The sequence below is a fragment of the Pseudomonas sp. WS 5503 genome (assembly GCF_012985385.1).
In the GTDB taxonomy this organism is placed as follows: domain Bacteria; phylum Pseudomonadota; class Gammaproteobacteria; order Pseudomonadales; family Pseudomonadaceae; genus Aquipseudomonas; species Aquipseudomonas paracarnis.
In genome coordinates, this window is record NZ_JAAQWI010000001.1 from 653,675 (window position 1) to 675,719 (window position 22,045).

The 22,045-nt window shown below is 59.8% G+C and carries 17 protein-coding genes; 13 read left to right on the top strand and 4 right to left on the bottom strand.

Going from position 1 to position 22,045, the window contains the following annotated elements:
* The first annotated feature begins 63 nt into the window (after nucleotides 1–63).
* From HBO10_RS03200 to HBO10_RS03215, 4 genes are all read left to right on the top strand, one after another.
* Complete coding sequence (locus tag HBO10_RS03200) at nucleotides 64–426, top strand: ArsC family reductase (protein WP_014717227.1); 363 nt, start codon at nucleotides 64–66, stop codon at nucleotides 424–426.
* A gap of 31 nt (nucleotides 427–457) precedes the next feature.
* Nucleotides 458–1,492, top strand: coding sequence for a 2,3,4,5-tetrahydropyridine-2,6-dicarboxylate N-succinyltransferase (gene dapD / locus HBO10_RS03205; RefSeq protein WP_034126827.1), 1,035 nt, complete (start codon nucleotides 458–460; stop codon nucleotides 1,490–1,492).
* 68 nt (nucleotides 1,493–1,560) lie between these two features.
* Nucleotides 1,561–2,766, top strand: coding sequence for a cysteine desulfurase (locus tag HBO10_RS03210; RefSeq protein ID WP_034126826.1), 1,206 nt, complete (start codon nucleotides 1,561–1,563; stop codon nucleotides 2,764–2,766).
* Entirely contained in the window at nucleotides 2,763–3,176 is a 414-nt protein-coding gene (locus HBO10_RS03215; RefSeq protein ID WP_034126825.1) for a SufE family protein, read from the top strand. The genes HBO10_RS03210 and HBO10_RS03215 overlap by 4 nt, the downstream gene beginning before the upstream one ends.
* Before the next feature lie 117 nt (nucleotides 3,177–3,293).
* Here the strand turns inward: HBO10_RS03215 and tcdA are convergent, their stop codons facing one another.
* The gene (tcdA, locus tag HBO10_RS03220; RefSeq protein WP_034126824.1) at nucleotides 3,294–4,109 is read right to left on the bottom strand and encodes a tRNA cyclic N6-threonylcarbamoyladenosine(37) synthase TcdA; all 816 of its coding nucleotides are present in this window, start codon (nucleotides 4,107–4,109) and stop codon (nucleotides 3,294–3,296) included.
* A 211-nt stretch (nucleotides 4,110–4,320) separates the two neighbouring features.
* On the opposite strand from tcdA, the gene HBO10_RS03225 reads away from it, so the two are divergent.
* From HBO10_RS03225 to HBO10_RS03240, 4 genes are all read left to right on the top strand, one after another.
* The gene (locus tag HBO10_RS03225; RefSeq protein ID WP_034126823.1) at nucleotides 4,321–6,912 is read left to right on the top strand and encodes a glycosyltransferase; all 2,592 of its coding nucleotides are present in this window, start codon (nucleotides 4,321–4,323) and stop codon (nucleotides 6,910–6,912) included.
* Nucleotides 6,913–7,136: 224 nt separating this feature from the next.
* A complete protein-coding gene (gene dapE / locus HBO10_RS03230; protein WP_034126822.1) occupies nucleotides 7,137–8,288 on the top strand; it encodes a succinyl-diaminopimelate desuccinylase in 1,152 nt (383 codons plus the stop codon).
* Complete coding sequence (locus tag HBO10_RS03235; RefSeq protein WP_034126821.1) at nucleotides 8,288–9,097, top strand: putative RNA methyltransferase; 810 nt, start codon at nucleotides 8,288–8,290, stop codon at nucleotides 9,095–9,097. Before dapE ends, HBO10_RS03235 begins: the two co-directional genes overlap by 1 nt.
* 54 nt (nucleotides 9,098–9,151) lie before the next feature.
* A complete protein-coding gene (locus HBO10_RS03240) occupies nucleotides 9,152–9,529 on the top strand; it encodes a hypothetical protein (protein WP_034126820.1) in 378 nt (125 codons plus the stop codon).
* Nucleotides 9,530–9,648: 119 nt separating this feature from the next.
* On the opposite strand, the gene HBO10_RS03245 is transcribed toward HBO10_RS03240, so the two are convergent.
* Nucleotides 9,649–9,858 (bottom strand): cold-shock protein, encoded by a 210-nt coding sequence (locus tag HBO10_RS03245; RefSeq protein ID WP_034126819.1) that lies wholly within the window; start codon nucleotides 9,856–9,858, stop codon nucleotides 9,649–9,651.
* Between the two features lie 180 nt (nucleotides 9,859–10,038).
* On the opposite strand from HBO10_RS03245, the gene plsB reads away from it, so the two are divergent.
* From plsB to HBO10_RS03260, 3 genes are read left to right on the top strand one after another with little or no spacing between them, the layout of a single operon-like run.
* Nucleotides 10,039–12,558: a glycerol-3-phosphate 1-O-acyltransferase PlsB gene (gene plsB, locus HBO10_RS03250; protein WP_034126818.1), complete on the top strand. Its 2,520-nt coding sequence runs from the start codon at nucleotides 10,039–10,041 to the stop codon at nucleotides 12,556–12,558.
* A 51-nt stretch (nucleotides 12,559–12,609) separates the two neighbouring features.
* Complete coding sequence (locus tag HBO10_RS03255; RefSeq protein WP_014717218.1) at nucleotides 12,610–13,011, top strand: YbaY family lipoprotein; 402 nt, start codon at nucleotides 12,610–12,612, stop codon at nucleotides 13,009–13,011.
* A gap of 27 nt (nucleotides 13,012–13,038) precedes the next feature.
* Entirely contained in the window at nucleotides 13,039–13,728 is a 690-nt protein-coding gene (locus tag HBO10_RS03260; protein ID WP_003189124.1) for a DUF4197 domain-containing protein, read from the top strand.
* 592 nt (nucleotides 13,729–14,320) lie between these two features.
* On the opposite strand, the gene HBO10_RS03265 is transcribed toward HBO10_RS03260, so the two are convergent.
* The gene (locus HBO10_RS03265; RefSeq protein WP_034126817.1) at nucleotides 14,321–17,386 is read right to left on the bottom strand and encodes an efflux RND transporter permease subunit; all 3,066 of its coding nucleotides are present in this window, start codon (nucleotides 17,384–17,386) and stop codon (nucleotides 14,321–14,323) included.
* Between the two features lie 5 nt (nucleotides 17,387–17,391).
* The gene (locus HBO10_RS03270) at nucleotides 17,392–18,492 is read right to left on the bottom strand and encodes an efflux RND transporter periplasmic adaptor subunit (RefSeq protein WP_034126816.1); all 1,101 of its coding nucleotides are present in this window, start codon (nucleotides 18,490–18,492) and stop codon (nucleotides 17,392–17,394) included.
* A 93-nt stretch (nucleotides 18,493–18,585) separates the two neighbouring features.
* Between HBO10_RS03270 and HBO10_RS03275 the strand changes: the two genes are divergently transcribed.
* Nucleotides 18,586–19,242: a TetR/AcrR family transcriptional regulator gene (locus HBO10_RS03275; protein ID WP_034126815.1), complete on the top strand. Its 657-nt coding sequence runs from the start codon at nucleotides 18,586–18,588 to the stop codon at nucleotides 19,240–19,242.
* 829 nt (nucleotides 19,243–20,071) lie between these two features.
* Complete coding sequence (locus tag HBO10_RS03280) at nucleotides 20,072–22,045, top strand: S-type pyocin domain-containing protein (RefSeq protein ID WP_169921926.1); 1,974 nt, start codon at nucleotides 20,072–20,074, stop codon at nucleotides 22,043–22,045.

Below are 22,045 nucleotides of genomic sequence, written 5' to 3' on the forward strand. Positions count from 1 at the left end.
ACCCGCTGGTCGTGGCATAATCGGCGATCTTTCATTTTCATACGTCCAAAGGGGGGCAATTCCTTGAGTGCTTCAAGCAAAACCTTGCACCTTTTCGGCATCAAAGCCTGCGACACCATGAAAAAGGCGCGCACGTGGCTCGATGAGCACGGGGTGAGCTATGAGTTCCATGACTACAAAACGGCCGGTATCGACCGCGAACACTTGACCCAATGGTGCAACGAGCACGGTTGGCAGGTGGTTTTGAACCGTGCGGGCACCACCTTTCGCAAACTCGAAGACGAACGCAAAGCCGATCTCGATCAGTCGAAAGCCATTGAATTGATGCTCGCACAACCCTCGATGATCAAGCGCCCGGTGCTCGATCTCGGTGACAGAACCCTGATTGGCTTCAAGCCAGATAGTTATTCGGCGGCCCTCAAGTAGGCCAGCCTTCCATTTTTGTAGAGGTAACAGCATGTCCAATTCCCTGTTCAGCCTGGGCTTCGGCGTCGGCACTCAGAACCGCCAAGGTGCTTGGCTGGAAGTGTTTTACGCACAACCCTTGCTCAATCCATCGGCTGAAATCGTTGCCGCCATCGCACCGATCCTCGGTTACACCGAAGGCAACCAGGCGATCACCTTCACCGTGAGCCAGGCCCTGCAACTGGCCGACGCGCTCAAAGGCGTCGATGCTGCCCAGGCCGCCCTGCTCAGCCGTCTGGCTGAAAGCCACACGCCGCTGGTCGCGACCTTGCTGGCCGAAGACGCCGCACTGACCTCCACGCCCGAGGCCTACCTCAAGCTGCACCTGCTGTCCCATCGCCTGGTCAAGCCCCACGGCCTGAGCCTGGCCGGTGTGTTCCCGCAGTTGCCGAACGTGGCCTGGACCAGCCAGGGCGCTATCGACATCAATGAACTGGCCGAGCGCCAACTGGAAGCGCGCCTGCGTGGCGACCTGCTGGAAGTGTTCTCGGTGGACAAGTTCCCGAAAATGACCGACTACGTCGTACCGGCTGGCGTGCGTATCGCTGACGCTGCACGTATCCGTCTGGGCGCGTACGTGGGCGAAGGCACCACCGTGATGCACGAAGGCTTCGTCAACTTCAACGCGGGCACCGAAGGCCCGGGCATGATCGAAGGTCGCGTATCGGCGGGCGTATTCGTCGGCAAGGGCTCGGACCTGGGCGGCGGTTGCTCCACCATGGGCACCCTGTCGGGCGGCGGCAATATCGTGATCAAGGTGGGCGAAGGCTGCCTGATCGGCGCCAACGCCGGTACCGGTATCCCATTGGGCGACCGCAACACCGTGGAGTCGGGCCTCTACATCACCGCCGGCACCAAGGTTGCCCTGCTGGACGAGCAGAACCAACTGGTCAAGGTGGTCAAGGCACGCGAGTTGGCTGGCCAGCCGGACCTGCTGTTCCGTCGTAACTCCGAGACCGGTGCCGTGGAGTGCAAAACCCACAAATCGGCCATCGAACTGAACGAAGCGCTGCACGCTCACAACTAAGCAGCCACTCGATGCCACTAGCGGGCCGCACCCTCGGGGGCGGCCCGCTTATACGAGTCTTGATCACCATGCTTGTGCCCTCCCCCTGGCGCGCCGACTTCCCGGCCATCGCCACCCTGCAACGGCAAGACCAGACCTATCTGGACAGCGCCGCCACCACGCAAAAACCCCAAGCCCTGCTGGATGCCATCAATCATTACTACGCCAATGGCGCAGCGAATGTGCACCGTGCCCAGCATTTGCCCGGGGCCCATGCTACCCAGGCCTTTGAAGACAGCCGCAGCAAGGTCGCGCAGTGGTTGAACGCAGGTGACAGCGGGCAGGTTGTGTTTACCCACGGCGCAACGTCTGCGCTGAACCTCCTGGCCTATGGCCTGGAACACTTATTCAATGCGGGCGATGAGATTGCTATCAGCGCCCTGGAACACCACGCCAACCTGTTGCCCTGGCAGCAATTGGCCAAACGCCGCGCGCTCACGCTGGTGGTATTACCCTTGGACGATGAAGGCGTAATCGACCTGGACGCCGCAGCCCGCTTGATTGGCCCACGCACGCGCCTGCTGGCGGTGAGCCAGTTGTCCAACGTGCTCGGGGCCTGGCAGCCGCTGCAAGCCTTGCTGGCGCTGGCCCAGGCACACGGCGCCCTCACGGTGGTGGACGGCGCCCAAGGCATCGTCCATGGCCGCCACGACGTACAGGCCCTCGGCTGCGACTTCTACGTGTTCTCCAGCCACAAACTCTACGGCCCGGACGGCGTCGGCGTACTGTATGGCCGTAATGAGGCCCTGCACCACCTGCGCCACTGGCAGTTCGGCGGCGAGATGGTGCAACAGGCCGACTACCACAGCGCCAGCTTTCGCCCCGCGCCGCTGGGCTTTGAAGCCGGCACCCCACCGATTGCCAGTGTGATCGGCCTGGGCGCGAGCCTGGATTACCTGAGCTCGCTGGATGCCTCGGCGGTGATCGCCCACGAAGCCGCCCTGCATGACTACCTGCTGCGCGGGCTTAAGGCACGCAATGGCGTGCGCGTGCTGGGATCGCCGCAGGTGGCGCTGGTGAGTTTTGTGGTGGAGGGCGTGCACAACGCCGACCTCGCCCACCTGCTGACCGAGCAAGGCATTGCTGTGCGCGCCGGTCATCACTGCGCGATGCCATTGTTGAAGGCAATGCATCTGTCAGGCGCAATCCGCGTTTCCCTGGCGCTCTACAACGATTCCGACGACCTGGAACGCTTTTTTGAAGCGTTGGACCAGGCGCTGGATATGTTGCGATGAGCTTGCCAGTGGACGCCATGGCCGCGCTGGAGGCCTTCCAGGCTGTGGGCAGCTGGGAGCAGCGCGCACGGATGCTGATGCAATGGGGTGAACGCTTGCCCGCCCTGGCTGATGACGAAAAGGTCGACGCTAACCTGGTGCAAGGTTGTGAAAGCCTAGTGTGGTTGGTGGGCCGCTTGCAGGACGGCCATTGGCAGTTTGCTGCGAGCAGCGAGGCACGGATGATTCGCGGGTTGGTGGCGTTGCTGCTGGCGCGGGTCAACGGCTTGTCGGCTGATCAATTGCAAGCGGTCGACCTGCCTGGCTGGTTCAATCAACTGGGCCTGTCGCGCCAACTATCGCCGTCGCGCAGCAATGGCTTGAATGCCGTACTGCAACGCATGCGAGACCTGACGCGTACACAGAAATAATGTGGGAGCTGGCTTGCCTGCGATAGCGGCGAATCAGTCAGTATTTTCAGTGGCTGACACACCGCTATCGCAGGCAAGCCAGCTCCCACAATTTGGATCTATATTCGGCAATGAGATTTAGCTGGGTTTGATGCGCTCCGACGGCCTGCGCACTCCCGCCACAATCTTGTCCACCGCCTTGGTCGCCGCCACCATGCCGAACGTGGCCGTGACCATCATCACTGCGCCAAACCCTCCGGCGCAGTCCAGCTTCACGCCATCACCGACAAAACTCTTCTGCAAACAGATGCTGCCATCGGGCTTGGGATAGCGCAGTTGCTCGGTGGAAAACACGCAGGGCACGCTGTAATGGCGGGTCACCGTGCGCGAGAAGCCATAATCGCGGCGCAAGGTAGAGCGTACTTTCGACGCCAGCGGATCATTGAAGGTGCGGTTCAGGTCGCACACCTGGATCAGCGTGGGGTCAATCTGCCCGCCGGCACCGCCAGTAGTGATGATCTGGATCTTGCGACGCTTGCACCAGGCAATCAGCGCCGCCTTGGCGTTGACCGCGTCGATGCAGTCGATCACGCAGTCGATAGTCGGGGTGATGTACTCGGCCATGGTGTCGCGGGTGACGAAGTCTGCCACCGCGTGCACGGTGCACTCAGGATTAATACCGCGCAAACGCTCGGCCATCACTTCGACCTTGGGCTTGCCCACGGTGCTGTCCAAGGCATGCAACTGACGGTTGCTGTTGCTGACGCAGACATCGTCCAGGTCAAACAGCGAAATCTCGCCCACCCCGCAGCGGGCAATCGCTTCCGCCGCCCAGGAACCCACGCCGCCGACGCCGACAATCGCCACATGGGCCGCTTTCAAGCGCTCCAGGCCCTCAAGCCCGTACAAGCGGGCGACGCCTGCAAACCGCGGATCTTCTGTACTCATCATCATTACCCCAAAAACCGGCGCGCATTATAGGGCTACGGAGCGGCAAGTTTTAAGCTACAAGTTACAAGTGAAGAACTTAGATGGAGTTTCGCAGACTAACGTCCGGCTTTTCTCTGTCTGCTGTACGCTCAGGGAAGCGCCAGTGTAGGATGCGCGCCGTTCGGCGCAGGCCGACACCTCTTTCGTTCCGCACCCTTTGGAACCCGACATAACCATGGCATCGCGTAAATTTGGACTCAACCTGGTGGTGGTGCTGGCAATTGCCGCGCTGTTCACCGGTTTCTGGGCGCTGATCAACCGCCCGGTCACCGCTCCCAACTGGCCCGATCAGATCTCCGGTTTTTCCTACTCGCCGTTCCAGCAAGGCCAGTACCCGCAGAAAGGCCAGTACCCTACCGACGAACAGATGCGTCAGGACCTTGCGATCATGAGCAAGCTGACGGACAACATCCGTACCTACTCGGTGGACGGCCCCCTGGGGGATATACCCAAGCTGGCCGAAGAGTTTGGCCTGCGCGTGACCCTGGGGATCTGGATCAGCCCGGACCTTGAGCGTAACGAGCGGGAGATCCAGCGCGCTATCGAGATCGCCAACACCTCGCGCAGCGTCGTGCGCGTAGTGGTGGGCAACGAAGCGTTGTTCCGTGAAGAAATCACCCCCGAAGCCCTGATCGTGCTGCTCGACCGCGTGCGCGCCGCCGTGAAAGTCCCGGTGACCACCTCCGAGCAATGGCACATCTGGGAAAAGAACCCGCAACTGGCCAAGCACGTCGACCTGATCGCCGCGCACATCCTGCCGTTCTGGGAATACATCCCAATGGACAAGGCCGGCCAGTACGTTCTCGACCGCGCCAAGGACCTGAAGAAAGCCTTCCCGAAAAAGCCACTGCTGCTATCGGAAGTGGGCTGGCCGAGCAACGGCCGTATGCGCGGTGGCAATGAGTCGTCGCCGGCCGACCAGGCGATTTACCTGCGTACGCTGGTCAACAAGCTCAACCGCCAGGGTTACAACTACTTTGTGATCGAGGCCTTCGACCAGCCGTGGAAGGTCAGCGACGAAGGGTCGGCGGGTGCGTATTGGGGTGTATTCAATGCCGCGCGCCAGCAAAAATTCAATTTTGACGGCCCGGTGGTGGCGATTCCGCAATGGCGGGTACTGGCCATCGGTTCGGTGGTGCTTGCGCTGCTGTCCCTGACCCTGTTGATGATCGATGGCTCGGCCCTGCGCCAGCGGGGCCGTACCTTCCTGACCTTCATTGCGTTCCTGTGCGGGTCGGTGCTGGTCTGGATCGGCTACGACTACAGCCAGCAATACAGCACGTGGTTCAGCGTGACGGTCGGGGTGTTGCTGGCACTCGGCGCCCTGGGCGTGTTCATTGTGTTGCTGACCGAAGCCCATGAGCTGGCAGAAGCGGTGTGGACCCACAAGCGCCGGCGTGAATTCCTGCCCGTGGAAGGCGACTCGGACTACCGCCCGAAAGTGTCGATCCACGTGCCGTGCTACAACGAGCCACCGGAAATGGTCAAGCAGACCCTCGACGCCCTGGCCGCCCTCGATTATCCGGACTATGAAGTCCTGATCATCGACAACAACACCAAGGACCCGGCGGTGTGGGAGCCGGTGCGCGACTACTGCGAAACCCTCGGCCCGCGCTTCAAGTTCTTCCACGTCGCGCCCCTGGCCGGTTTCAAGGGCGGCGCGCTGAACTACCTGATCCCGCACACCGCCAAGGATGCCGAAGTGATCGCAGTGATCGACTCGGACTACTGCGTATCGCCGAACTGGCTCAAGCACATGGTGCCGCACTTCGCCGACCCGAAAATCGCCGTGGTGCAGTCGCCCCAGGATTACCGCGACCAGAACGAAAGCACCTTCAAGAAGCTCTGCTACGCCGAATACAAGGGCTTCTTCCATATCGGCATGGTCACCCGTAACGACCGTGACGCGATCATCCAACACGGCACCATGACCATGACCCGCCGCTCGGTGCTTGAAGAGCTGGGCTGGGCCGACTGGTGCATCTGTGAAGACGCCGAACTGGGCCTTCGCGTATTCGAAAAAGGCCTGTCCGCGGCGTACTACCACGACAGCTACGGCAAGGGTTTGATGCCGGATACCTTTATCGACTTCAAGAAACAGCGTTTCCGCTGGGCCTATGGCGCGATCCAGATCATCAAGCGCCACACCGCCAGCCTGTTGCGCGGCAAAGACACCGAACTGACCCGTGGCCAGCGCTACCACTTCCTTGCGGGCTGGTTGCCGTGGGTGGCCGATGGCATGAACATCTTCTTTACCGTCGGCGCCCTGTTGTGGTCTGCGGCGATGATCATCGTGCCGACTCGGGTCGACCCGCCATTGCTGATTTTCGCAATCCCGCCGTTGGCGTTGTTTGTGTTCAAAGTCGGCAAGATCATCTTCCTCTATCGTCGTGCGGTAGGTGTGAACTTGAAAGATGCGTTCTGCGCGGCGCTGGCCGGGTTGGCGCTGTCTCATACCATCGCCAAGGCGGTGTTGTACGGCTTCTTCACCAGCAGCATTCCGTTCTTTCGTACACCGAAAAACGCGGATAACCACGGCTTCTGGGTGGCGATTTCCGAAGCCCGCGAAGAAATGTTCATCATGCTGCTGCTATGGGGCGCGGCGCTGGGGATCTACCTGGTGCAAGGCCTGCCGAGCAATGACATTCGCTTCTGGGTGGTGATGTTGCTGGTACAGTCGCTGCCGTACGTGGCGGCGCTGATCATGGCGTTCTTGTCGTCGCTGCCCAAACCTTCTACGGCGCCTGAGGCTGCGCCGGCGGCGTAAAAAGTCACGCGATGCACTAAACGGCGGCCCTTGGCCGCCGTTTTGCTATAAGATAACGGCCCTTTTGCATGCCTTACACCCATCACTGTAGGAGCGAGCTTGCTCGCGAAAATCGTTAACGATAACGCGGGCATCCTGAATGCACGCGGTGCCCTTGAGTTTTTCGCGAGCGAGCTCGCTCCTACAGTTAGAACGTCGCCGCCTCGATTTCCGGAGTTCCCCCCATGACGGCCCATGCCGACCTTTCGCCGACCCTTCAACTTGCCATCGACCTGATCCGTCGCCCGTCGGTCACGCCGATCGATGCCGATTGCCAGAAGCTGATGATGCAGCGCCTGGGCGACGCCGGTTTTGCGCTTGAACCGATGCGCATCGAAGATGTGGACAACTTCTGGGCCACCCACGGCAAGCACGAAGGCCCGGTGCTGTGTTTTGCCGGTCACACCGACGTGGTGCCGACCGGCCCGGTAAAGGCCTGGCAGAACGACCCGTTCGACGCGTTGATCGATGACAACGGCATGCTCTGCGGCCGTGGGGCGGCGGACATGAAAGGCAGCCTGGCGGCGATGCTGGTGGCGGCGGAACGTTTCGTCAGCGACTACCCGGACCACAAGGGTTCGGTCGCCTTCCTGATCACCAGCGACGAAGAAGGCCCGGCGCACCACGGCACCAAGGCCGTGATCGAACGCCTGGCCGCACGCAACGAGCGCCTGGACTGGTGCATCGTCGGCGAACCGTCGAGCACCAGCCTGGTGGGCGACGTGGTCAAGAACGGCCGCCGAGGCTCCCTTGGCGCCACCTTGACCGTGCGCGGTGTACAGGGCCATGTGGCTTACCCGCATCTGGCAAAGAACCCGATCCACCTGTCCGCACCGGCCCTGGCCGAACTCGCTGCCGAGCATTGGGATGACGGCAACGCGTTCTTCCCGCCAACCAGTTTCCAGATTTCCAACCTCAACTCCGGTACTGGCGCCACCAATGTGATCCCGGGTGACCTGACGGCGGTGTTCAACTTCCGTTTTTCCACCGAATCCACCGTCGAGGGCCTGCAACAACGCGTCGCGGCCATTCTCGACAAACATGGCCTGGACTGGCACGTGGAGTGGGCGCTGTCGGGCCTGCCGTTCCTCACCGAGCCAGGCGCTCTGTTGGATGCAGTGTCGGCCAGCATCCTGGCGATCACCGGGCGCGAGACCCAGGCGTCCACCAGTGGCGGCACCTCCGATGGGCGCTTCATTGCAACGTTGGGCACCCAGGTGGTCGAACTGGGCCCGGTGAACGCGACGATCCACCAGGTCAACGAACGCATCCTGGCCAGCGACCTCGACGTGCTGACCGAAATCTATTACCAGACCCTGATCAAGTTGCTCGCCTGATGCTTGCCTGCCCCATTTGCAGTGCACCGCTCAATACCGTGGACAATGGCGTGGCGTGCCCGGCCGGGCACCGCTTCGACCGCGCGCGCCAGGGTTATTTGAACCTGTTGCCGGTGCAGCACAAGAACAGCCGCGACCCAGGCGACAACCTGGCCATGGTCGAGGCGCGCCGCGACTTCCTCAACGCTGGCCACTATGCGCCAGTGGCCAAGCGCCTGGCCGAACTGGCCGTCGAGCGTGCACCGCAGCGCTGGGTCGACATTGGGTGTGGCGAGGGTTACTACACCGCGCAAATTGCCCAGGCCCTACCCCACGCCGATGGCTATGCCCTGGATATCTCCAAGGAAGCGGTCAAGCGCGCGTGCAAACGCAACCCGGCGCTGACCTGGTTGATCGCCAGCATGGCCCGCGTGCCATTGGCCGATGCCAGCTGCCAGTTCCTCGCCAGCGTGTTCAGCCCGTTGGACTGGCAAGAGGCCAAGCGCCTGCTCAGTCCCGGCGGCGGTTTGATGAAGGTCGGCCCGACCAGCGGCCACTTGATGGAACTGCGCGAGCGTCTTTACGACGAGGTACGCGAGTACACCGACGACAAACACCTGGCCCTGGTGCCGGACGGTATGAGCCTTGCTCACAGTGAAACCCTGGAATTCACCCTGAGCCTGGCCGAAGCCCAGGACCGCGCCAACCTGCTGGCGATGACGCCCCACGGCTGGCGGGCCAGTGCCGAGCGCCGCCACGAGGTGATCGAGGCGGCCGAGCCGCTGCAGGTCACGGTGTCGATGCGTTACGATTATTTCGTGCTTCAATGACTGACGTTCACCCATCCGCGAATGGATTTTCGAATCCCGCAACGAGGAACATCCATGCGCCAACCCGATATTGAGATTTACCTGAAGGACGCCGACGTCGATCACAAGGCCATCGCTGCCTGGCTGGGCGCCGCACTCGGCCCGTGTACCGACTGGGTCCAGAAAGGCCAGACCTACAAGTGCAAGGCCGGCAGCGTGCCGGTGACCTGGCTGCCCAAGGCGGTGGGCAAATGGAACAGCCTGTACCTGGAAAGCGACCAGACCCCATGGGACGACGACATTGCCTGCGCCCGCGCCGCGTTTGCCGCGCTGAACGTCGAAGTGCGTTGCGCGCCGGGCACCTGGGTTGAGGAAGAAGGTGAGGAAAGTGCCGACACCTGGATTCGCATCAGCGAAGACGGTGAAGAACAGATCACCTGGAAGACCGCCTGAAGATCGTTCCCACGCTCTGCGTGGGAAAGTAGCCTGGGACGCTCTGCGTCCCAAAGCGTGACGCGGAGCGTCACAAGAGGCGTTCCCACGCAGAGCGTGGGAACGATCAAACAACGTTGCTACAGGCCCACCACATCCTCCGCCTGCAAGCCCTTCTCGCCCGTCACCACGGCGTATTCCACCTGCTGGCCTTCTGCCAACGAGCGGTGGCCTTCACCGCGAATGGCGCGGTAGTGCACAAACACATCCTTGCCATCTTCACGCTGGATAAAGCCGTAGCCCTTTGCATCGTTGAACCACTTCACATTGCCGGTTTCGCGCGTTGACATCTGTTCACTCCCACTGGTTTTTTATTGTTGAGTCGCTCGCATTGAACTGCCGAGTATAAGACAGGCTCAAAAACCATCAACTCAACTTTACATCGCTGCTTTTTTGCCGATTTTCGGCGAATACGGCACACTACCCGCCCGAGCGCCTGCTCGGTTTTTTCCACTTGAAGCAGCTCGCCTATGACCCGCTCCCCGTTCCGCCGTCTGGTGTTTGGCACCTTGCGCCGACTGTTGTACCTCTGGGTTCGCTCAGAGACGATCAACCAGTCGTCCCTAACCCTCAACCTGGACCGCAGCCGGCCGGTTTTCTACGTCCTGCAATCACCCTCCCTGACCGAGTTGGCGGTGGTCGATGCCGAGTGCACCAAGGCTGGCCTGCCACGTCCGGTGCTGCCGGTGTCGGTGGGGCCGTTGATGGAGCCTGCGGCGTTCTTCTACCTCACGCCGGATCCGGATTGGCTCGGCCGCCAGGACAAGCGCGGTGCGCCGCCCACCCTGACGCGCTTGGTCAACACCCTCACCGACCACGCCGAAGAGAATGCACAAATCATTCCGGTCAGTGTGTTCTGGGGCCAATCCCCCGAAAGCGAGTCCAGCCCGTGGAAGCTGTTGTTCGCCGACAGCTGGGCGGTCACCGGGCGTCTACGCCGGTTGTTGAGCATCCTGATCCTGGGGCGCAAGACTCGCGTGCAATTCTCCGCGCCTATCAACCTGCGTGAATTGATCGAGCACAATAAAGGTCACGAACGCACCGTACGCATGGCCCAGCGCATCCTGCGTGTGCACTTCCGTAACCTGAAGACGGCAGTGATCGGCCCCGACCTGTCCCACCGCCGTAATCTGGTCAAGGGCCTGGTCAATATGCCGCTGGTACGCCAAGCCATTGCGGATGAAGCCGAACGCGAAAAGATCGCCCCGGAAAAAGCCAAGGCCCTGGCCCTGCGCTATGGCAACGAGATTGCCTCGGATTACACCTACACCGCGATCCGCTTCCTGGAAGTGGTATTGAGCTGGTTCTGGAACAAGATCTACGACGGTATCAAGGTCAATAACATCGAGGGCGTGCAAAAGGTGGCCCAAGGCTACGAGGTGATCTACGTGCCTTGCCACCGCAGCCACATCGACTATCTGCTGCTGTCCTACCTGCTGTTCAAGAACGGCCTGACCCCACCGCACATCGCCGCCGGCATCAACCTCAACATGCCGGTGATCGGCAGCCTGCTGCGCCGTGGCGGTGCGTTTTTCATGCGCCGCACCTTCAAGGGCAACCCTTTGTACACCTCGGTGTTCAACGAATACCTGCACACCCTGTTTACCAAGGGTTTCCCGGTGGAATACTTCGTCGAAGGCGGCCGCTCGCGCACCGGGCGCATGCTGCAACCGAAAACCGGCATGCTGGCGATCACCTTGCGCAGCTTCCTGCGTTCCTCGCGCATGCCCATCGTGTTCGTGCCGGTGTATATCGGCTATGAGCGCGTGCTCGAAGGCCGCACTTACCTGGGCGAACTGCGTGGCGCGAGCAAGAAGAAAGAGTCGATCTTCGATATTTTCAAAGTGGTCGGCGCGCTCAAGCAGCGCTTCGGCCAAGTGGCGGTCAACTTCGGCGAGCCGATCAAGCTGGCGGAGTTCCTCGACGCCGAGCAACCGGACTGGCGCGCCCAGGAACTGGGGCCGAACTACAAACCGGCCTGGCTCAACGAAACCACCAATCGCCTCGGCGAACAGGTGGCGCGTCATTTGAACGAAGCCGCTGCGGTGAACCCGGTGAACCTGGTGGCGCTGGCCCTGCTGTCCACCACCCGCCTGGCCCTGGATGAACAGGCCATGGCCCGCCAACTGGACCTGTACCTGGCGTTGTTGCGTCGTGTGCCCTACTCGCCCCATACCACTTTGCCGGAGGGCGATGGCCTGGCGCTGATCAAGCACGTCAAGGACATGAACCTGTTGTCCGAACAGAGCGACGCCCTGGGCAAAATCGTTTATCTGGATGAGCAGAATGCCGTCCTGATGACCTACTACCGCAACAATGTGCTGCACATCTTCGCCCTGCCAGCGTTGCTGGCGAGCTTCTTCCAGAGCAGTTCGCGCATGACCCGCGAACAGATCCTGCGCTACACCCACGCGCTCTACCCGTACCTGCAATCAGAGCTGTTTATCCGTTGGTCGCTGGAGGACCTGGACAGCGTGGTCGACCAGTGGCTGGACGCGTTTGTCGAACAAGGCCTGCTGCGTTTCGAAAACGCCGTATACCTGCGCCCGGCGCCGAGTTCGCGGCACTTTGTGCTGCTGACGCTGCTGTCCAAGAGCATCGCCCAGACCCTGCAACGTTTCTACATGGCGATCTCGTTACTGCTCAACAGCGGCCAGAACAGCATCAGCGCCGAAGAGCTGGAAGACCTGTGCACGATCATGGCCCAGCGCCTGTCGATCCTGCACGGCCTCAATGCCCCGGAATTCTTCGACAAGAGTCTTTTCCGACATTTTATCCAGACGTTGCTGGAGCAAGATGTGCTGCGCCGCGATGAAGCCGGCAAGCTGGGCTATCACGACCTGCTCGGCGAACTGGCCGAAGGCGCCGCCAAACGCGTACTGCCGGCGGATATTCGCCTGTCGATCCGCCAGGTTGCCTTGCACCGCGTGGACGGCGCAGCCGAGGCTGCGGCCGAACCGGTTGCCGTCAACCCTGAAGCACAGCGCTAGACTGAATGAGGCGCCGGGCGGATTCCGGCGCCGTTGAAAAGGAGCCGCACCTTGAAAAAACTCATCCTCCTGGGCCTGACCGCCCTGCTCGGAGCCTGCCACTCGATGACCCCAACCCCGAAGGCCAGCCTCGACGGCGAAGTGTTCTACCTGCAACGTATCGCCCTGCCGCCAGCCGCCACCTTGAGTGTCAGCCTGCAGGACGTGTCCTTGATGGACGCCCCGGCCGTGACCCTCGCCGAACAGAAAGGCCCGGTCAAAGGCCAGGTGCCGCTGCCGTTTCACCTGAGCTATGACCCGGCCCAGGTTAAGCCAGGCCACACATACTCGGTCAGCGCTCGCATCGAGCTGGACGGCAAGCTACTGTTTATCACCACCGAGCGGCACACCGTGCAGCTCAACGGCCAGGACCCACAACCGCTGCGCCTGCGCGTGGATGCGGCTGCACACTGATCATTCCCACTTCATAAGGAAGCGCCCATGCTCCGCAAATCTCTTCGCCTCACCGCCCTGTGTGCTGGCTTGCTATTCGGCGCCAACGCCATGGCCCTGGATCTCGGCAGCCTGTCCCAGGGTGACGCCAGCGGCGGCCTCAAGGATGCCTTGACCCAAGGTGCACAGATTGCTGTGAAACAGCTCGGGACGCCCGGTGGTTTCAGCAACAACCCGGACGTGAAGATCGGCCTGCCGGGCAAACTCGGCAAAGTCGCCGACAAGTTGAAAATGTTCGGCATGGGTGACCAGGTCACGCAGCTGGAAACCAGCATGAACAAGGCGGCGGAAACCGCCGTGACCCAGGCCCAGCCGATCCTGGTCAACGCTGTGAAGAACATGAGCGTGACCGACGCCAAGGGCATTCTCAGCGGTGGCCAGGACTCCGCCACCCAGTACCTGAACAAAAGCAGCCGTGAAGAGATTCGCGCCAAGTTCCTGCCTATCGTCAAGGCCGCCACCGACAAAGTCGGCGTGGCCCAGCAGTACAACGCCCTCGCCGGCAAGGCCGCGGCCTTTGGCGCGGTGGACGCCAAGAGCGCCAACGTTGAGAACTACGTGACCGAGCAGGCCCTGGATGGTTTGTTCAAGATGATTGCGCAGCAGGAAGAAACGATTCGCAAGAATCCAGCGGCTGCGGCTACCAGCTTGGCCAAGAAGGTGTTTGGCGCGCTGTAAAACCTGCCGATCTGCCCTGCCCCCCCACAAGCGCCTCGTATTCTCGAGGCGTTTGCGCAAAAAAGAGCCTCAAAGTCAGTAATTTATGGCCGCCTTCATGACAATCGTCAGCTCAACGGTTTTTATGTAGCAACACTTCGGAGGGGGCTCGGGATTGCACTCTTCAGGAGGTTTGGGTTTGCATTCCTCAGGAGGCTTGGGTCTGCATTCCTCAGGAGGTTTGGGTCTGAAACTCTCAAGGGGCTTGGGTTTGCAATACCCAGGGCGCTTGGGCTTACAACGTTCAGGAGGGCTGGGTTTACACTTTTCAGGAGGTTTTGGCCTGCTGGGCGGACGCAGAAAAGCCTTCAAACTAGCTATACACATGGCGAACTCCTTAAATTCATTCCAATCACTACTGTTTCTGCCGACGAGCAAGAGCAGTAGGTACCTGCCAACCAGGTAACATTGAGTGGCAATCAATAAGGAAAGGTTCCTAGGCCCGTGTAGTGAGCTTCCTATCTCTCACATAGGAAAATTGCTCATTCTGCCGCATGCCCACGGTGACGGGGCGCGTACTCTCTACGCCCCGACAACCGAGATGACAGCCTGATTATCCAGCGTCCTTTTTGACGCGAAACCACGCGGCATAAAGCGCCGGGAGAAAGAGCAAGGTCAATGCCGTAGCCACGATCAACCCTCCCATGATCGCCACGGCCATCGGCCCGAAGAACACACTGCGCGACAGTGGAATCATCGCCAGCACCGCCGCCAGTGCCGTCAGAACAATCGGGCGAAAGCGTCGGACCGTAGCTTCGATAATCGCCTGCCAAGGTGCCAGGCCGGCCTTGATGTCTTGCTCGATCTGGTCCACCAAAATCACCGAGTTACGCATGATCATTCCCGACAGCGCGATGGTGCCAAGCATGGCGACGAAGCCGAAGGGTTGGTGGAATACCAGCAGGAACAGGGTCACGCCGATCAGCCCCAACGGTGCGGTGAGAAAGACCATCGCCGTGCGCGAAAAGCTGCGCAGTTGCAGCATCAGCAAGGTCAGCACCACCACGATAAACAGCGGTACGCCGGCCTTCACCGAGTTTTGCCCACGCGCTGAATCTTCAACCGTGCCGCCCACTTCCAGCAAGTAACCGTCCGGCAGTTCGGCACGTACATCGGCGAGCGTCGGCAAGATCTGCTGCACGAGGGTCGCCGGCTGTTCCTTGCCATAGATATCGGCCCGCACAGTCACCGTGGGCAAGCGGTTGCGATGCCAGATGATGCCCTCTTCGAAGCCATATTCGAGGGTGGCAATTTGCGACAGCGCCACGCTTTTACCATTGTCGGTGGGCACGGCAAGGCTCGGCAGGCGCGACAGTTCGCTACGCTCATGCACCGTGCCGCGCAGGAGGATCTCGATCAATTCGTTGTCCTCACGGTACTGGCTGACGCTGGAGCCGGTCAGGGAACTCTGCAGGAATTTCGCCAGGTTGGCGGTGCTCACGCCGAGGGCGCGGGCACGGTCCTGGTCGATATTCAGGTACACGATTTTGCTTGGCTCTTCCCAGTCCAAGTGCACATTGACCACATGGGTATTTTCGCGAACCTTCGCCGCCACTTTGCGCGCCAGCGCGCGCACCTCTTCGATGTGCTCGCCGGTCACGCGAAACTGCACCGGGTAGCCTACGGGCGGGCCGTTCTCCAGCCGTGTGACACGCGAACGCAGTTCGGGAAATTGCTCGTTGAGGGTTTCGATCAGCCAGGTGCGCAGGCTTTCTCGCTCCTCGATGGTGTTAGCCAGCACCACAAACTGGGCGAAGCTGGCAGCGGGCAATTGCTGGTCCAGTGGCAGGTAAAACCGCGGCGAACCGGTGCCCGCGTAGGCGACATAGTTGTTGATGCCGGCATGCTCCTTGAGCAACGCCTCCAGGCGTTTGACCTGTTCGGCGGTGTTGCTGAGCGAAGCGCCCTCGGCCAGTTTCAGGTCGACCATCAACTCCAGGCGACCGGAAGCCGGGAAGAACTGTTGCGGCACGAAGCGGAACAGTGCAACCGAGCCGATAAACAGCAGCAAGGTCAGCACGATCACGGTTTTACGCCGTTGCACGCACCACTCCACCAGACGTCTTACACGCTGATAGAAGGGTGTGCCGTAAGGGTCCGGGCCGTCGGTACCGTGTTTGGCAGCGTGAATCTTCGCCAGGTCGGGCAGGAGTTTTTCCCCCAGGTACGGCACAAACACCACGGCTGCCACCCAGGAGGCCAGCAGTGCGATGGTCACCACCTGGAAGATCGAGCGGGTGTATTCCCCGGTGCTCGATTGCGCGGTGGCAATCGGCAAGAAGCCCGCCGCCGTGATCAGGGTGCCGGTGAGCATAGGGAACGCGGTACTGGTCCAGGCGAAACTCGCAGCCTTGAGCCGGTCGTAGCCCTGCTCCATTTTGATCGCCATCATTTCCACGGCGATGATCGCGTCATCTACCAACAAGCCCAGTGCCAGGACCAAGGCGCCAAGGGAAATCTTGTGCAGGCCGATGCCCAGGTAATACATGCTGGCAAAGGTCATCGCCAGTACCAGCGGAATCGTCAGGGCAACGACCATGCCGGTGCGCACACCGAGGGAGAAAAAGCTCACCAGCAAAACAATCGCCAACGCTTCAGCCAGTACCTGGACAAACTCGCCGACGCTAGTCTTTACCGCTGCTGGTTGGTCCGACACTTTGCGCAGCTCCATCCCTGCCGGAAGGTTCTTTTGCAGGCGTGCGAATTGCGCTTCAAGGGCCTTGCCCAATACGAGGATGTCGCCACCGTCGCGCATGGCCACGGCCAGGCCGATGGCATCTGCGCCCATGTAGCGCATGCGCGGTGCCGGTGGGTCGTTGAAACCTCGATGGATGTCAGCCACGTCACCGATGCGGAAAGTGCGATCCCCCACGCGTATCGGAAAGTTGCGGATCTCTTCCACCGTCTTGAAGTTGCCAGAAACGCGCAATTGCACGCGCTCGGTAGGGGTTTCAAAGAAGCCGGCGGTGGACACCGCATTTTGTTCCTGCAACGCCTGCTGTACCGCAGCCAAAGGCAAGCCGAGGGTAGCGAGCTTGAGGTTGGACAGCTCGATCCAGATCTTCTCGTCCTGCAAGCCGAGCAACTCGACCTTGCCCACATCCGGGACACGTTGCAGCTGGATCTGGATGCGATCGGCGTAGTCCTTGAGCACGGCATAGTCGAATCCGTCGCCGGTCAGGGCGTAGATATTGCCGAACGTGGTGCCGAACTCATCGTTGAAAAACGGCCCCTGGATATCCGGCGGCAAGGTGTGGCGGATGTCGCTGATTTTCTTGCGCACCTGATACCACAACTCGGGAATCTGCGCCGAACGCATCGAATCACGGGCAATAAAGGTGACCTGGGATTCACCGGGGCGGGAGAACGACACGATGCGTTCGTACTCACCGGTCTCCATGAGTTTTTTCTCGATTCGCTCGGTGACCTGGCGCGATACCTCCTGGGCCGTGGCCCCGGGCCAGTTGGTCTTGATCACCATGGCCTTGAAGGTAAAGGGCGGGTCTTCGCTTTGCCCCAGCTTGGTGTAGGACAAGGTGCCAACCACGGCCAGCAGGATCATCAGGAACAGTACGATCTGGCGATTACGCAACGCCCATTCGGAAAGATTGAAACCCATGGGGACTACTCCTTGGCCGCCAGATTAACCACACGGTTGGAGCGATCCACCGGGCGCACTAATTGGCCCTCATGGAGTACATGCACGCCTGCGGCAACCACCCAATCGGTGGCGGCCAATCCTTCCAGTATCGGTACCGTGTTTTCGCCAAAGGCACCCATGCGCACGGGAGTGCGTTCAAGGGTGTTGTCCGGTTGTACGCGCCAGACGTAGGACGCGCCGTTTTCGGCACTCAGGGCAGACAAGGGTACCGACAGCGCAATGACACCGTCGGCCTGGATGAAAACCCGCGCACTTTGGCCCAGTTCGGCGGGCACTTTGCCGCCGGTGAAGGCCACACGCGCGGCGAAAGTGCGGGATTTGGGGTCGGCCGCGGGAGACAGCTCACGAATGCGCCCGGCAAAACGTTGCTCTGGCTGGCTCCATAACTCCACCGACACTGGCTGGCCGACCTTGAAGCGGCCAAAGCCCTGTTCAGGCAGGCTGATCAACACTTCACGCTCGCCATCGGTGGCCACGGTGAACACGGTCTGGCCAGCGGAAACCACTTGCCCCACTTCGACGGCACGCTTGGCGACCACACCATCCTGGGGCGCACGCAGCACGGCGTAGCCGGCCTGGTTGCTGGACACATCGAACTCGGCCTTGATCTGCTTGAGGCGCGCTTCACCGGCTCGGTAGAGGTTTTCGGAATTGTCGTACTGCGACCGACTGACCATCTGCCGGTCCATCAAGGTCTTGTAGCGATCTCGTTCCGCACGCACCAGGCTGAGATTGGCCTCTGCAGCGGCTACTTGAGCGCGGGTCGCTTCCAGTTGCAGGCGCACGTCCTGGGGGTCGAGTTCGGCCAGCGGCTGGTTGGCCTTGACCCACTCGCCCTCCTCCACCAGGCGCTTGCTGACTTTACCGCCGATGCGAAAGGCGAGGTCCGGCTCATAACGGGCACGCACCTCACCGGGGTAGCTGTCCATAGCCTGTGCCGAAGGCTGCGGTTGCACCACCATGGCCGGACGTACGGTGGTCTGGGCCGCTTCTTCATGGCCGCACGCGGCCAACAGGAAGACCAGGCTGACAGGCAAAGCAAGGGGCAGGAAAGCGCTGCGCATGCTGAAGGACCTTTCGCAAATAGAGCTTGGAATAATTATACTGGCCGGTATGTTATTAATACCAAACTCACCAGTCCAGTATTAAAGGTGAAAATGTCCGACAATCCTCTGAACACCGCAAGCCCCGGGCGTCCCAAGGACATGGCAAAACGCCAGGCAATCCTCGAATCGGCGAAATCGCTGTTTCTGGACAAGGGTTATGCGAACACCAGCATGGACGCCGTTGCCCTGGCGGCCGGCGTATCGAAGCTCACGGTTTACAGCCACTTCACCGACAAGGAGACGCTGTTCACCGCTGCGGTGGTGGCCAAATGTGAAGAGCAGTTGCCGGTGATGTACTTCGAGCTTCCCGAAGGCATGCCCGTCGAGACGGTGTTGCTCAACATCGCACGCGGCTTTCATCGGCTGATCAACAGCGAGGAGTCGGTAAACCTGCATCGCCTGATGATGACCACCGGCAATCAGGACGTGAAACTCTCCCAGATCTTCTTCAACGCCGGCCCCATGCGCATGCTGCAAGGCATGGAGCGCCTGCTCGGCAAGATTCACCAGGGCGGCGCCCTGAGCATCGACACACCGTTCAAAGCCGCGGAGCACTTCTTTTGCCTGCTCAAGGGCACGGCGAACTTCCGCTTGTTGTATGGCTGCGGCGGACAATTGAGCGCGCAAGAAGCCGAAGAGCATGTGCAGGACGTGGTGAAGTTGTTTATGCGGGCCTATCGCAGCACGGGGCTCGACAGCACTGCATAGGCGGTAGCAACCGACGGTAACCACGATGCGAAGCGAGTCGCTCTTGATCTGCTTTTGATCTGCTTTTGATTTTGATCTTAAGCGCCCCGTCAAACCACGCTGGCCGGAATTCGACAGGGATTTGGGGGATAAACCGGCAGGGATGCCGGTTTAGCCGCCCCGCGCCATGGATGGCGCGTGGCGGCGGCCCCCCAAATCACTGGCGGATTACGGGCACACCGAGCCTAAGCGAGGTGCCGAGTGGTGGGGCAAGAGCGTTTTGCTTACTTTGGCCTGGGCCGGCATCCCGGCTTTTGCAAAGTGAGCCGCCGTCAGGGCGGAACCCTAAGTGTAGCGGCTCGCGTTTGAAAACACGCGGGCTCGCATTCAGCGGCATTTCTGGCTCACATTAACTGCAACCAGCCAAAGGCTCCGGCTCACATTAATTGCAAATGGGCTTGCATTCGACGCCGTAGACTCGCGTTCCATTGTGACGGGCTCACATTATCTGCAAATGACCGGCAGTGGTTGCGGTCACAGAGGTGTGCTCCCCCCACCGTCAAGCTCAGAGCCGTATCGTAAGGAATAGTGACCACTACCGTTTGTCGGTCGCGATATGCATAAGTGCATTTTTGTTGCCTCTCTATACTGGATACCCATACAGTATTAATGCGATATGGTGAAAAGTGGAGAAGGCGGGGATTCTCGTTCGTTGAGCTTCTCAAAAACTGACAACCCAAGAGGCGAAGCCGTTCATCAGAGAGTAGTAAGGCAACGAGAGAACCATCCGTCCATCCTACTGAGATGTACAAAGCTCTTATGCTGTACCTAGCGAAAAGGAGAATTCACTATGGCTAATGGCGATACGATTCATCTGCCAGAAATTGAAATCAATGCTATTAATAAATATGAACCTCAGACATTCGGAGGGGGTGGTGGTGACAGTGATTTTTCACATAGTCACACCGGACAGCTCATTAACGTTGCAACGCGTACTTATGTGCTTAACACATACCCTCCCATCATTTCCCAGAATGTTAAGGACCAGGAGGCAAGCTTTGCAGCGAATCTTCAGTCGATGCCTGAATCTATTGCACAAAGCATTACTGCAATAGAACAAAATGAAGGCAGTCCCGCGAGCGAAGTCGAGAAAATCGAACAGCATATTCGTTCGGTAGATACGCTAATTGCTCAAAAAGCACAGGCTGCTGCTGCTCAAAAAGTGATTGCTGACAAGTACTACTATGGAGACTTCTTTTATTATCCGACGATGCAGTTTATTAAAGATGCAATCAGCGGAAGCAAGACAAATTACCCTCCGGATAAAAATTATAAAGAATGGTACGCCTCACTTGAGGCTTCGTATGCTGCAAAATATAGCAACCGCGAGATCGACTATTTGAATGCCCTGAAGCAGAACCTTCAGGCACAGGCTAATCAAGCACGTGCAGACGCCGAGGCTAAACGTATTGCCGATGAGGCGGCAGCTGCGGAAGCCGCAAGGGTTGCAGATGAGGCTGAAGCCAAACGCGTGGCTGATGAGGCAGCCGCTGCTGAAGCGGCGCGAGTAGCGGCAGAGGCAGAAGCTAAGCGTATCGCTGATGAGGCCGCTGCAGCAGAAGCTGCCAGGTTAGCCGCCGAAGCTGAAGCCAAGCGCATTGCTGATGAAGCGGCCGCTGCAGAGGCAGCAAGAATTGCTGCTGAAGCTGCAGCACTTAAAGCCGCTAATACGTATAGGCTGCCCGCTGACGGTGCGAGTCAGTTAAGTACTGCGGCTGGCTCTATCGCCATTACTGCCGGTTCAGGTCTTACGCTGGATGCGGCTATTCAGGCTGCAAAGGTAGCCTTAGGCACTGTTGTAAGTGCTGCCACGGCAGTGGGCATTGGCGCGCTGGTCTATTCACCATCACTGGGTAATGGTGAGCTACCTTCGACCATGCTTAACACGCCGGCCAAGGATTTAGCGCCTAATCTTCCCGAAAATCTTGCCGAGATCGCCGCGGCGGGAGGAACTGTGGATGTGCCCTACCGAATTTATGGCGATCAGTCCAAATACTCGGTAGTGGCCACCCAGCCCACTGGAGGGTTAGCACCTACCGTCCCGGTAAGAGCGCTAGTGCTTGATCCTGTGGCCAATGCCTATACGTTCACTACAACTGACTCACCACCGATCACCCTGACGTTCCCAATCGCAGTACCAGGTAATAGCTCGACGGCGACGCCTGCGCAGCCTGTCGAAACCCCGGCGTATACCGGGATTACACTGACACCGATTGAGGTCAAAGCTGAGCCGTTTCCGGTAGTCGGCCAGTTGGAGATTCGGGACGCTATTTACGTTTACCCCGCAGATTCGGGTTTACCGCCGATTTATGCGGTATTTAGTAGTCCGTACGAAGGGGCTACCACCAAAGGTGAGCACAGCGGTCGGATGTACAATCCTGATAAGGCGGGCGGCCCCATTCAGAGTCTAGACTGGACAACCGCAGCGGTGACTCAGGAAGGTATTGACCTCGTTAAGCTGCATACGAGCAGATTCGACCCATCAGACGCAAATGTTGTGATGATTGACCGTCTGGAAAAAATCCTAACTGGCGAATTGGCCATTACCGATGTCGATAAGCGATTTTACACCCATGAGATTCGTGAGCTAGAGCGGTATAGGGCTCTAGGTATAGCGGATGGAGTGAAACCGAACGACGATGGCGCCACTTGGAATAATACTCATGCCGCGACTTTAGAGGATTTCAAGCTTAAAGATGCTGACGAATTACTCTATACGCCAGAAGCTATAGTCGCAGAAAACAAACAAATATACGGAGAATAA

Bases quoted from the DNA above. Each gene is read 5' to 3' on its own strand.
- HBO10_RS03265 (WP_034126817.1), bottom strand. From the start codon at position 17,386: ATGGGTTTCAATCTTTCCGAATGGGCGTTGCGTAATCGCCAGATCGTA.
- HBO10_RS03270 (WP_034126816.1), bottom strand. From the start codon at position 18,492: ATGCGCAGCGCTTTCCTGCCCCTTGCTTTGCCTGTCAGCCTGGTCTTC.
- HBO10_RS03210 (WP_034126826.1), top strand. From the start codon at position 1,561: ATGCTTGTGCCCTCCCCCTGGCGCGCCGACTTCCCGGCCATCGCCACC.
- dapE (WP_034126822.1), top strand. From the start codon at position 7,137: ATGACGGCCCATGCCGACCTTTCGCCGACCCTTCAACTTGCCATCGAC.
- tcdA (WP_034126824.1), bottom strand. From the start codon at position 4,109: ATGATGATGAGTACAGAAGATCCGCGGTTTGCAGGCGTCGCCCGCTTG.
- dapD (WP_034126827.1), top strand. From the start codon at position 458: ATGTCCAATTCCCTGTTCAGCCTGGGCTTCGGCGTCGGCACTCAGAAC.
- HBO10_RS03280 (WP_169921926.1), top strand. From the start codon at position 20,072: ATGGCTAATGGCGATACGATTCATCTGCCAGAAATTGAAATCAATGCT.
- plsB (WP_034126818.1), top strand. From the start codon at position 10,039: ATGACCCGCTCCCCGTTCCGCCGTCTGGTGTTTGGCACCTTGCGCCGA.
- HBO10_RS03215 (WP_034126825.1), top strand. From the start codon at position 2,763: ATGAGCTTGCCAGTGGACGCCATGGCCGCGCTGGAGGCCTTCCAGGCT.
- HBO10_RS03235 (WP_034126821.1), top strand. From the start codon at position 8,288: ATGCTTGCCTGCCCCATTTGCAGTGCACCGCTCAATACCGTGGACAAT.
- HBO10_RS03275 (WP_034126815.1), top strand. From the start codon at position 18,586: ATGTCCGACAATCCTCTGAACACCGCAAGCCCCGGGCGTCCCAAGGAC.
- HBO10_RS03225 (WP_034126823.1), top strand. From the start codon at position 4,321: ATGGCATCGCGTAAATTTGGACTCAACCTGGTGGTGGTGCTGGCAATT.
- HBO10_RS03260 (WP_003189124.1), top strand. From the start codon at position 13,039: ATGCTCCGCAAATCTCTTCGCCTCACCGCCCTGTGTGCTGGCTTGCTA.
- HBO10_RS03245 (WP_034126819.1), bottom strand. From the start codon at position 9,858: ATGTCAACGCGCGAAACCGGCAATGTGAAGTGGTTCAACGATGCAAAG.
- HBO10_RS03240 (WP_034126820.1), top strand. From the start codon at position 9,152: ATGCGCCAACCCGATATTGAGATTTACCTGAAGGACGCCGACGTCGAT.